We start from the raw sequence: 11,659 nt of genomic DNA, 5'->3' as shown, positions 1-11,659 counted from the left end.
GATGCCCTGGGCATTGGAGGCCCGGAAAAACGTCTGGCGTACCTGGGCCAGCTCATCCGGCGCAATGCCGATGCCTTGGTCGGTGATGCTGATAACGGCCTGCTGGTCAGTGCAATCGAGCGTGCAGGTGACGGGCGCGGTCGAGAACTTGCAGGCGTTGCCAATCAGGTTGCCGAGGGCCAGCCGGAACAGGTGGCGGTCGCCGGGCACGTCGAGCTGCTCGGCATCGGCGGGCAGCCGGCGCAGCAGCACCTGGATGCGGCTAGGGTCGTAGTGCGCGGCTACTTCTTCGCACGTCTCATAGAGCACCTCGTCGAGGCGCATGGTGCTGCCGGGTTGCAGGCCCGCCTCGTGCGAGTCGAGCTGCGCGAGTTGCAGCAGTCGGTTGATGATTTCCTTCAGGCGGTGGGCGTCTTGCAGCGTAGAGTGCAGCGTTTCGACGTAGGCCTCGGGCGAGCGCGGGCGGGTGAGCGCCACTTCCAGCGTAGCCATGATGCTGGTGAGGGGCGTGCGCAGTTCGTGCGAGGCGTTGCTGACAAAGCTCTTCTGCCGCTCAAACGACTCCTTAAGCCGCTGAAGCATCAAATTCAGCGTAGCCGAAAGCTCGCCTACTTCGTCGTTGGGCTCGCCGGCGGGCAGGGGCAGGCGCAAGTCGGCGGCACTCACGCGTTGCGCTTGGTGTACCAGCTGACTAATGGGCGCCAGCGCATTGCGCGCAAACCAGCGGCCCAGCACGAAGCTCACCACCACGCTCGCCAGCAGCACGCCCGCCGACACAAGGCGCAGATAAGCTAGCCGCGCCTGCCCGCCGTAGTCTTCGGCCGCCACTAAAATGCAGAAATCGCCCTGATTATCCTGGTAATAGATACCGACCACTTGCCGGGCACCGCGCCGCAGCTGCACCGCGCCCTCACGGCGCACGCGGGCCAGCAGCGCCGGGGTAAAGGCGCTGTCGGCCTGCGTATTGAAGCGCAGGCGACCGGCCGCGTCGAAGATGCCGATTACCTCGCCGTGCAGGGTGCGCAGGAAGCGCTGCCGGGTGCGGTTGGTCGAGGCAGGGCTTTGCTCGTCGGCTTCCAAAAAGAGCGCAGCGGCCGTGTGGGCGCGCTCGCGCAGGCGCTGCTCGTACTGCTGCCGCGTGTTGTACCACGACAGGTAGTAGACCGTGCCTAGGCCCGCGGTCAGCAGCAGCCCCATTAGCAGCGTAAACTGCCACGCCAGGCGCGTGCGGATGGTCATAGCGCCGTGGGCTCGTCGCGCAGCACGTAGCCCATGCCCACCACCGTCTGGATAAGGCGGCGGCCGAAGGGCTTTTCTATTTTATTGCGCAAGTAGTTGATATACACATCCACCACGTTGGTGCCGGTATCGAAGTTCAGGGTCCATACTTTCTCAATCAGGTCGGCGCGCGACAATACTTTGTTTTTGTGGCGCAGCAGCACTTCGAGCAGCGCAAACTCGCGGGCGGTGAGCGTCACGAGCTGGCCGCCGCAGGTTACTTGCTTGGTGGTGGGATTCAGCTCCAAGTCGGCGGCTTGCAGCACCACCGGGCCAAAATCGGGCTGGGCGCGGCGCGTGAGGGCGCGCACGCGGGCCAGCAGCTCCCGAAATTCGAAGGGCTTTACCACGTAGTCGTCGGCCCCCAGCGTCAGGGCCTCCACCTTGTTATCAGTAGTACCTAGGGCCGTGAGCATCAGGATGGGCACCTGCGCATCGCGCCGCCGGATGAGCGTGCACAGCTCGTAGCCATTGAGGTGCGGCAGGCCAATGTCGAGCAGAATAATATCGTACTGGTTGCCTAGGGCCATGAGGTGGCCGGTTTTGCCATCGAAGGCCACATCCACCAAAAAGCCTTCCTCCTCAAAGCCCTGCTTGAGAACGGCAATTACCTTCAACTCGTCCTCTACCAGCAGAACTCTCATAAGCGTATCATATTAGTAGAAGGGCCCCAGCCGGGAGGTTAGGCTGTATCCCTGCTACACAAAGGCGGTCGCAATTTCCCCTGCCTCAGCGCAGGATAAGGCTAGCGAAAAGCCTGATAGAAAACCAGCAACCGCTGGCTTTTTTAGCTACGGCAAAGGTACGATTAGTAGTAAAAGGCTACATTAGAAGCCGATTAGACTTGTCTAGTCGGTGGTAAAAAAGCTGCCGGGCTATTTGCCGGCTCGCCAGCCAGCAGCGGGTAGCAGCGGCTTGAGAATAAGCTGGCCGAGTGCAAGTTGCGATTTTGCTTACGCAGCACCACGCCCGAGCGCCAGCCGCCCAACTGGCAGCTGCGCAAAACCCTACCCCTGCTTCGCCACCCGCGCCAGTAGTTCGGCTACTTGCTGCTCCAAGGTAGCCACGCGCTCGTCGAGTAGGGCAGGCGTGTGCAGGTGCGTGGTGAAGACCCCCTGCACTTCCCATATCTCCAGGGCTTGGGTTAGCTCCAGCTCCTGGGGGCTGTAGTCGGCGTTGTCGGCGCGAAGCTGAAGGCGCTGGCCGTCGTTGAGTAGGCCGGCCACGCGGCGCACCAAGATTTTGCCGGGCGTGACGAACACGTAGATGCGGCCTACCTGCACGCTGGGCTGGGTAGGGGCCACGCGGCTGCACAGCACGGTGTCTTTGTGGCGCAGGCCCTGGCGCTTGGGCAGCTGCATTTCGGCCCCGCGTATCTCGAAGGCCCGGGTGGGACCGCTGAGCTGGTGCGGCAGCTTGAGCCAGGGTAGGGTAGTGAGGTAGGCCGGGTCGTGGTGCCGCACAATGTACTCGGGGGCGCGGCTGCCTAGTACGAGGGGCGTTACATCGGCCGGTAGGCTGGCCACTGCAACTGGGCTCGGCGCTGCTATTGGTGCGCCATTTTCCTTGAAAATGTCGAAGTGATACAGCTCATTTACCGTCAGTTCTTTCGTAAGTAGCAAGTCTACGGATAAGCCAAAATGCTGAGCAATTTGAATGAGCGTCTCCATTTTGGGCTCCGAGCGGCCTTCCTCATAAGCGCCTACGCTGGGCCGCGCCAAACCGAATAATTCAGCAAAAGCAGCCTGACTCAGCTTTTTAACGGTGCGCAGCTTGCGGATGTTCTTGCCAACGTGGGACATGTTAGGAAAATATTTTGTGCTCAAAGAACGAGCATCTGAAAAACCTTGCGTAAGATTGTAGCGTAAATTTACCACCAGCGCCAGAACGTGGGGCGCAGAGCGGCTATTTTTTTGAGCGGGGGCACATGAGGCGGTGCTGCAGCCTTCTCCTACATTTACCACCGAGCCTATGAATCAATCCTACTTTCCTAAAATCAAAGCTTATCTGCTGGAGCTGGGCTTCGACATTTGCCACGCCGACGAGCCGGAAAACCTGCTAGTAGTCGATAAGCCCGAATTGGGCATTCGTAACCTCGTTATCGGCTGCGGCGACCCGCTCCTGATACTGGAGCAGTACCTGCTGGAGCTGCCCGCACCTTCGCTTGACATCTACCGGCAGCTGCTGCAAAAGAACCGCGACATCATCCACGGGGCCTTTGCTCTGGATGACACCGGCCGCCGCCTCATCTTCCGCGATACGCTCCAAATCGATACCCTCGACCTGCCCGAGCTTGAAGCCTGCGTAAACTCCCTAGGGCTGCTGCTCAGCGAGTTTGCCGACGAGTTGATACAGTTTTCTAAACCTTCACCTCCAGCCCCTTCCGCGTCATGAACCTACTGAATCGTCTTTTCAAAATCGGGCAGTCAGAAGCCCACGCCGCTGTCAACCAGCTCGAAGACCCCATCAAGCTTACCGAACAAGGCCTGCGCGACCTGCGCCAGGACCTCGACAAAGCCCTGCATGGCCTGGCCGAAGTGAAGGCCATGGCCATCCGCGCCCGCAACGAAGCTGAAGGCTTCCGCACCAAGGCTGCCGACTACGAAGCCAAGGCTGTGCTCTTGCTCCAGCGCGCCCACAAAGGCGACCTAGACGCCACTGAAGCCGACCGCCTCGCTACCGAGGCCCTGCTCAAAAAAGCCGAAAACGAAGCGCACGCCACCCGCACAGCCCAAGAGCAGGCCAAGTTTGAACAATCGGCCGCCCAAATGGACCAGAGCGTGCAAACGCTGAAAAGCACCATCAGCCAGTGGGAAAACGAGCTGAAAACCCTGAAAGCCCGCGTAACAGTGAGCACCGCCACTGCCACCATCAACAAGCAGTTGGCGCAACTCGACTCGTCGGGCACGGTAGCGTTGCTGGAGCGTATGAAGGAAAAGGTAGCCGCGCAAGAAGCCCTAGGGGAAGCCTACGGCGAAATAGCGCAGGAAAGTAAAAGCATTGACGCCGAGATTGACAAAGCCATCGGCCGAGCGGGGGTAGGGAAAGCAGGGGAGGAACTAGCGGCGCTGAAGGCGCGGCTGGGGCTGGCGGAATGACATGAAACCCCACCCCCCGGCCCCCTCCCCTCCGGGAGGGGGGGAGCCATTCGTTGAGTTCTAAGTTTTGAGTTGCTCAACTCTTAACTCAAAACTTAGAACTCAAAACTCGTCAGGCTCCCCTCTCCTGGAGGGGAGGGGCCGGGGGTGGGGTAACACGAACCACTTGTAATGCCTAATCACTTCCCCCGATAAACCCCCACATATGACCGACCTGCTTCGCGCCGCCGTGCTTCCGCCCAACCTGCCCGCGACCGGGCTGCTGGTGTTCGTGCTGCTGTACTGGCTCACGGTTATTGTGGGGCTGCTTGATTTTAAGACCGTTGACCTGCACGTAGATGCCCACGACGGCCCGCACCTGCACAGCCCCGATTCAGAGTGGCTCAACGGCGCGCTGGCTTTTTTCAACCTGGGGCGCATCCCGGTAATGGTGTTTCTCAGCTTTGTGGCGCTGCCGCTGTGGGTGGGCAGCATTCTAGCCAACTACTACACCGGCAATACCGCGCTGCTGCTGGGGCTGCTGTACCTGTTGCCGCTGTTTGTCGGCAGCATCTTTCTGGCGAAGTTTCTCACCCTGCCCTTCGTGAAGCTGTTCACCGCCCTCGAAAAAGACCACGACGGTGGGGCCGTGGCCCTAGGTAAGGTGTGCACCGTGCTGCTACCGACCACTACCGAGCACCTAGGGCAAGCCGCGGTGCGCATCGATGGGGCGCCACTCATGCTAAACGTGCGCGCCCTGAACGGCTCTATCGGCAAGGGCGAAACGGCCTTGGTAATTGATTACGATGCCCGGCGCCGTTGCTACCTCATCGAAGCCTACGCCGCGTCGTAGCTTTACCGTTCAGTAAAACATAATCCTATTCGTCATTTTTACATTCTTAGTATGCTTGCGCAACTCTCCTGGGCCGTTTTAGTCGTGCTCGGCTTCTTACTTATTGGGTTTATCGCCATCGTGGCGCGCATGTACCAGAAGGCGGTACAGGGCGAGGCGCTGGTGCGTACCGGCCTGGGCGATACCAAGGTGTCGTTTTCCGGCATCCTCATCGTGCCGGTGCTGCACAAGCTGGAAGTGATGGATATTAAGTTGAAAACCATCATTATTGCCCGCTCGGGTGCGGAAGGCTTGGTATGCAAAGACAACCTGCGGGCCGACGTGAAAGTGAATTTCTTCGTGCGCGTCAACAAAACGCACGACGACGTGGTGAACGTGGCGCAGAGCATCGGTGCGCACCGCGCCTCTGACCCGGCCGCCTTGGAAGCGCTGTTCGATGCTAAGTTTTCGGAAGCGCTGAAAACCGTGGGAAAGCACTTTGATTTCATTGAATTATACAACTCGCGCGAACAGTTCAAGCAGGAGATTCTGCGCATCATCGGCACCGACCTCAACGGCTACGTGCTCGACGACTGTGCCATCGACTACCTAGAGCAAACGCCGCTGGCGGCGCTTAACCAGGATAATATTCTGGACGCGGAAGGGATTAAGAAAATCATTTCGCTGACCTCGCAGCAGAAGATTCAGGCCAACCAGATTCAGCGCGACCAGCAAAAGACTATTAAAAAGCAGGACGTGGAGGCGCAGGAAACCATCTTGCAGCTCGAAAAGCAACTGGCGGAAAACCAGGAAAAGCAGAACCGCGAAATCGCCAGCATCCGCGCCCGCGAGGCGGCCGAAACCGAGAAGGTGCGCCAGGAGGAAAAACTAAAAAGCGAGCGCGCCCGCATCGTGACGGAAGAGGAAGTGAAAATCGCGGAGCAAAACCGCGACCGGCAAATCTTGGTGGCCGAGCGCAACAAGCAGCGCACCGACGCCATTGAAACCGAGCGCGTGGCCCAGGCCCAAGCCCTTGAGGCCAATGAGCGCGAGCGCATCGTAGCCCTGGCCCAGATTGAGAAGGAAAAGGCGCTGGAAGAAGAGCGCAAGAATATTCAGGTTATTATCCGCGAGCGCATTACGGTAGAAAAAGCTACCGTGCAGGAAGAGGAGCGCATAAAGGACACCCGCGCCCAGGCGCAGGCCGACCGCGAAAAGCTGGTTGCCCTCACCGCCGCCCAGCAGAAAAACGAGGCCGCGACCATCGCCCTCGTTGGCACTGCCGACATGGAGCGCCAGGCCGCCGAATTCCGCGCCAGGCAGGTGCTCATCGATGCGGAGGGCGAACGCGCTGCCGCCGACCACCGAGCCCAGGCCATGCGCATCCTGGCTGAAGCTGAAGCCAGCAAAGCAGCCGCCGTGGGCCTCGCCGAGGCCCAGGTGATGCAGGCCAAAGCCACCGCCCGCCAGAAAGAAGGCGAAACCCAGGCCAACGTGCTGCAACTCACCGCCACCGCCGAGGCCCAGGCCATTCAGGCCAAAGCCACCGCCCAGGCCGAAGCCGACGAGAAAATCGGCATTGTGGCCGCCAAAGTCAACCGCGAAAAGGGCCTCGCCGAAGCTGGCGTAGTAGAAGCCCGCGCCGCCGCCGACCAGAAGCGCGGCTTGGCCGAAGCCGCCGTGAACGAACAGAAATTCGCGGTCGAAGCCAAGGGCATCGAAGCCAAAGCCGACGCCATGAAAAAGCTCGACGGGGTAGGGAAGGACCACGAAGAATTCAAGTTGCGCTTGGACAAAGAGAAGTCGGTGGAACTGGCCCAAATCAGCATCCAGAAAGACATCGCCGCCTCGCAGGCTGACGTTATCGGCTCGGCCTTAAAAGCGGCCAAAATCGACATCGTGGGCGGCGAGACGATGTTCTTCGACCAGATTATTGGCTCCATCACCAAGGGCAAGGCCCTCGACCGCACGGTGCATAACAGCGAGGTATTGAGCACGGTAAAAGACACCTTCTTCGGCCACGACGGGGGCGGCGATTTCAAAGCCAACCTGCGGAAATTCGTCAATCAGTTTGGCATTAGTAGCGAGGAAATGCGCAACCTAAGCGTGTCGGCGTTGCTGCTGCAACTGATGAACAAGGCCGGCGATGAGAAGACGCGGAGCACGATTTCGCAGTTGAGCAGCACGGCGGCGGCACTGGGGATAGGGGATAAGCTGGTGAAGACGATTGATTTGAAGTAACTCGACCGTGTTACCCCACCCCCCGGCCCCCTCCCCTCCGGGAGAGGGGGAGCCTGAGGACTGCTGACGTTAGCTTGATTTCCAGTGTTAAAATCTGTTTTGGTGAATACCGAGAAGAAAGAGGGCGAACCAGCAAAAGAAAGTAGTCAGGCTCCCCCTCTCCCGGAGGGGAGGGGGCCGGGGGGTGGGGTGAACGGCTACGGCATGTACACCACCGACGCCAAACGCTGGAAGAAATCCCTCAAAGAATACGCCCGCGCCAATCGCAAGGAGCCCACGCCCGCTGAAAATCACCTCTGGCAAGAACTGCGCGGTATCAAGCTGGGCGCATCCTTCCGCCGTCAATACGCCATCACGCAGTTCATTGTTGATTTTGTGTGCCTAGCGGCTTGGCTCATTATCGAAGTAGATGGCGACGTACACGCCGACCCCAGCGAGGTTGAATACGACGGTGGCCGCACCCACGAACTCCAAGAGTGCGGCTTTCTGGTGCTGCGCTTCACCAATTACCAAGTGCTAAACCAGACTGATAAAGTGCTCGAAAGCATCACAAAGCACCTGGCCCTGCTCCACCCCAACTACCCCAAGCACTAACCCCCAACCTCACCAACGTCAGGCTCCCCCTCTCCCGGAGGATTCTCCGCATCAAGGAGAGAGGGGCCGGGGGGTGGGGTCACCACGCATGGAACCAACCCCCCAACTCGAAGGCGGCACCTACGAAATCCTGCGCGCCCGCCTGCAAGCCAGCGCCACCAACCTTCAGCAGCGCCTCGCCACGCTGAATACCGAGCGCAAAGCCGTGTTCGGGGCCATCGACACGCACCTGCTGGGCACCAGCCGCATCACGACCACCAACAACTGCGTGCCGTGGGATATGGTGGCGGTGGGCCGCCGGTTCATCTTCGGCTTCAACGTTGTGATTGGGCTGAAAACCGAGACCGAACTGGCCGACGTGTTTGGGGTGTACCAGTACGAAAACCGCGAGTTTCAGCCCCTGGGGCTGGAAATGCTTCAGCACCCGCAGTTTCTGGAGGAGTTTCGCAACCTGTACCGCTACTACAAGAGCACGCAGTTTGTGAAGTTTGCGGTGCGCGGGCCGCACTTGTTCATGGTGTTTCGGGTGGGCAAAAGTGCGACCGACATCAAAACTTTCAAGTGGCTGCTGGACGAGGAAAACAACGCGCTCAGCTACCTCGACAACCGCAGCGACCACGAGTACACCTACCCGCCGCAGCAGGAATTTGCTTGGAAGCGCGCCACCCGCGACATGCAGGTGCCCGGTAAGCACCCGCACATCAGCATCGAGGATAAGGTGTTTGTCGAAACCATCGGCGGCGACCTCACCATCAAGGTTGAGAACAATACCGAAACCGGCCGCGGCATCCTGGCCGAGCCGGTGGCCGACAAAGACCAGTCGCTCGACGACTCGGAAATCCACTACGCGGTGCTGGATAACCTGATACTGCTGAAAATCAAGCCCTACCAGGAGTCGGCCTACCGCTATTTTCTCTTCAATGCCAAGCTGCGCACCGCCCAGCGCCTCGACGCCCTCGCCGAAGCCTGCGTGCTGCTGCCCGATGGCCAGGGCCTGATATTTCCGCACGGCTTCTACCTCCAAACCGGGGCCAGCAAGCTCTTCGACAATGGCCTGCACAACATGCAGTTTGAGAAGCGCCTGGCTTCGCCTAACGGCGAGGATTTTCTGTACGTCTTCTACAACCGCGAAGACGGTACCTACCTGCTGCTCTCGTACAACCTCATTGCCCAGCGCGTCGATAACCCCATCGTCTGCCACGGCTACGCGCTGTTTGAGGACGGGGAATTGTGCTATTTCCGGGCCGATGAGGAGCCTAAGAAGCACCACGCCGTGCAAATCTGGCAGACGCCCTACGTAGCCCCCGATTTTGAGCTGCCCCAGACTCAGGATTCGGTGCTCTACCAGCTTGGCAACAAGGAGATAGTGCGGGCGATGGCCGAGGTGCAGGAAGTGCTGACGCTGGCCGGCAAGGAAGACAGCTACGCCGGCCTCTACCTCGACCTCATCAAGCGCACGACCACCCTGGCCGATACCTACCACTGGCTGCGCGACCCCGCCACCCAGGCCCTGGCCGAGCCGCTGAGTGAGATTCAGCAAACGGCCACGGCGGCCGTGGAAGAGTTTGATAAAGTGCGCGCTATCCGCAAAAGCACGGCTGAAGCCGTGCAGCGTGGGCTAAGCCAGGCCGATGAGCTGCGCGCCCGCATCGCCCGCATGGCCGACGTGACGGAGGTAAACGAATACGTGGGGCTACTAGCCGCGCTGCGCGCCACGCGGGGCGAGGTGATTTCGCTGAAAGAGCTGCGCTACGTGGACCTGCCCGCCGTAGAAAAAGCGGCCGAAGAACTGACCGAAACCAGCAAGCAGGTAGCCGGCCAAACCGTCGAGTTTCTACTGCGGCCCGATGCCCTGAAACCCTACGCCACCCGCGTGCAAGCCATTGCGGAGGGCGTAGAAAAAGTGCAAAAAACGACCGAAGCCAACGAGCGCGAAAAAGAAGCCAACGCCGTATCGAGCGAGCTGGAGCTACTGATTGAAGTGGTGGGCAATTTGCCGATGGACGACCCCACGCAAACCACGCGCATCATCGACAGCATTTCCACGATTTACGCGGGCTTCAACCAGATACGGGCGGCCCTGAAGCGGCGGCGGCAGGCGCTGGCCGGCACCGAGGCGCAGGCCGAATTCACGGCCCAGCTCAAGCTGCTGGAGCAGGCGCTCGTCAACTACCTCGACCTGAGCGACACGCCCGCCAAGTGCGACGAGTACAGCACCAAGCTGCTCGTGCAGCTAGAAGAGCTGGAAGGCAAATTCCCCGATTTTGACCAGTTTCTGACCCAGCTCGCCGAGCGCCGCGAAACGGTGTCCGAGGCGTTTGAGTCGCGCAAGGTGAGCCTGGTAGCGGCCCGCAATCAGCGCGCCTCGGCCCTGGCGCAGTCGGCCGAGCGCATCATCAAGGCGGTGCAAAATCGCCTGGGTCGGCTCGAAACGCTGGCCGACATCAACGGCTACTTCGCGGCCGATATGCTGGTGGAAAAGGTGCGCCAAACCGTGCAGGAGCTGCTTGACCTAGGCGATACCGTGAAGGCCGACGAGCTGCAAAGCCGCCTCAAAACGGTGAAGGAGGACGCCGTGCGCCAGCTCAAGGACCGCGCCGAGCTATTCACCGACGGCGGGCAGGCGCTGAAATTCGGCTCCTACGCCTTCACCGTCAACACCCAGCCGCTCGACCTCACCATCGTGCTACGCGAGGGCGAGCTGCACTACCACCTCACGGGCACCAATTTTTTCCAGAAAATAACCGACCCCGCAGTGCTCAGCGCCCGCCCGGTGTGGGACCAAACCCTGGCCTCCGAAAACGCCGACGTGTACCGCGCCGAGTACCTGGCCTGGCTGGTGCTGCAAGCCGCCGAGCACCCCAGGCCCGCCCGGGCCGACGCGCCCGCCGTGCTCGGCATCGAGGAGCTGGCCAAGCTAACGCCCGCTGAGCTAACCACCTACGTGCAGCACTTCATGGCTCCGCGCTTCGCCGAGGGCTACCTCAAAGGCGTGCACGACGCCGACGCGGCCCTGCTGCTCGGGGCGCTGGTGCGCCTCACCCGCACCGCCGATTTGCTGCGCTACCCCGCCCCCGTGCGGGTGGCCGCCGCGCTCTACTGGCAGCGCTTCGCGCCCGAAGCCCAGCGGGCGAGCTGGCAGCGCCAGCTGCACGGCATCGGGGTGCTGCTCCAGGTGTTTCCCGATGCCCGCGAGTTTCGGGGCCTCATGCACGAGCTGCAAGAGGCGGTAGACGAGTTTGCGGCCCGCACCGGCCTGTTCGCACCCGAAGAGGTAGCCGAGGCCGGCGAGTACCTCTTCTACGAGCTGACGCGGGGCGAAACCTTCGTGGCCTCGGCCGAGGCCGCCGCGCTGGTCGAGCAGTTTCAGCAGTCGCTGAAGGCGCGCCAGGCCACCGCGCCATACGAGGCGTCGGTGGCCGCGCTGGCCGAGCAGCCGGCGGCGCAGTTTCAGCTGGTGCGGCAGTGGGTGGGGGCGTTCGTGCGGGCGAACCCTGACGCCGTTTACCCCACCCCCGACCCCTCCCCTCCGGGAGAGGGGAGCCTGACGACTGGTGGCGTAAGCTCAAATAAGATAAGTAGTAATAACGACGCAAGAAGTCGTCAGGCTCCCCCTCTCCCGGAGGGGAGGGGGCCG

At 60.9% G+C, this 11,659-nt stretch carries 9 protein-coding genes; 6 read left to right on the top strand and 3 right to left on the bottom strand.

What is annotated here, in order from left to right; all coding sequences use genetic code 11:
• The 3 genes from VFO93_RS12215 to VFO93_RS12205 form a co-directional block, all read right to left on the bottom strand.
• Positions 1–1,239 (bottom strand): sensor histidine kinase (locus VFO93_RS12215; RefSeq protein WP_325134653.1); only part of this gene is annotated, 1,239 nt, incomplete at its 3' end.
• Positions 1,236–1,922 (bottom strand): response regulator transcription factor, encoded by a 687-nt coding sequence (locus VFO93_RS12210; RefSeq protein ID WP_325134652.1) that lies wholly within the window; start codon positions 1,920–1,922, stop codon positions 1,236–1,238. The genes VFO93_RS12210 and VFO93_RS12215, both read right to left, overlap by 4 nt.
• Positions 1,923–2,285: 363 nt before the next feature.
• Positions 2,286–3,080, bottom strand: coding sequence for a LexA family transcriptional regulator (locus tag VFO93_RS12205; RefSeq protein ID WP_325134651.1), 795 nt, complete (start codon positions 3,078–3,080; stop codon positions 2,286–2,288).
• A gap of 169 nt (positions 3,081–3,249) precedes the next feature.
• Between VFO93_RS12205 and VFO93_RS12200 the strand changes: the two genes are divergently transcribed.
• The 6 genes from VFO93_RS12200 to VFO93_RS12175 all read left to right on the top strand — a co-directional run.
• Positions 3,250–3,672: a YbjN domain-containing protein gene (locus VFO93_RS12200; protein ID WP_325134650.1), complete on the top strand. Its 423-nt coding sequence runs from the start codon at positions 3,250–3,252 to the stop codon at positions 3,670–3,672.
• Entirely contained in the window at positions 3,669–4,376 is a 708-nt protein-coding gene (locus VFO93_RS12195; protein ID WP_325134649.1) for a PspA/IM30 family protein, read from the top strand. Before VFO93_RS12200 ends, VFO93_RS12195 begins: the two co-directional genes overlap by 4 nt.
• A 205-nt stretch (positions 4,377–4,581) precedes the next feature.
• Positions 4,582–5,208, top strand: a complete 627-nt coding sequence (locus tag VFO93_RS12190) for a hypothetical protein (RefSeq protein WP_325134648.1) — start codon at positions 4,582–4,584, stop codon at positions 5,206–5,208.
• Between the two features lie 51 nt (positions 5,209–5,259).
• Positions 5,260–7,428, top strand: a complete 2,169-nt coding sequence (locus tag VFO93_RS12185; RefSeq protein WP_325134647.1) for a flotillin family protein — start codon at positions 5,260–5,262, stop codon at positions 7,426–7,428.
• Positions 7,429–7,632: 204 nt separating this feature from the next.
• Positions 7,633–8,022 carry an endonuclease domain-containing protein gene (locus VFO93_RS12180; protein WP_325134646.1) on the top strand — a complete coding sequence of 130 codons (390 nt, stop codon included), beginning with the start codon at positions 7,633–7,635 and terminating at the stop codon, positions 8,020–8,022.
• An 88-nt stretch (positions 8,023–8,110) separates the two neighbouring features.
• Positions 8,111–11,659, top strand: a 3,549-nt coding sequence (locus VFO93_RS12175; protein WP_325134645.1) for a DNA repair ATPase, incomplete at its 3' end; no start/stop codon positions are given.

This window comes from Hymenobacter sp., from assembly GCF_035709525.1.
Classification (GTDB): domain Bacteria; phylum Bacteroidota; class Bacteroidia; order Cytophagales; family Hymenobacteraceae; genus Hymenobacter.
The sequence above is the reverse complement of the archived record's forward strand: the minus strand, read 5'-3'. Positions and strand labels throughout refer to the sequence as shown.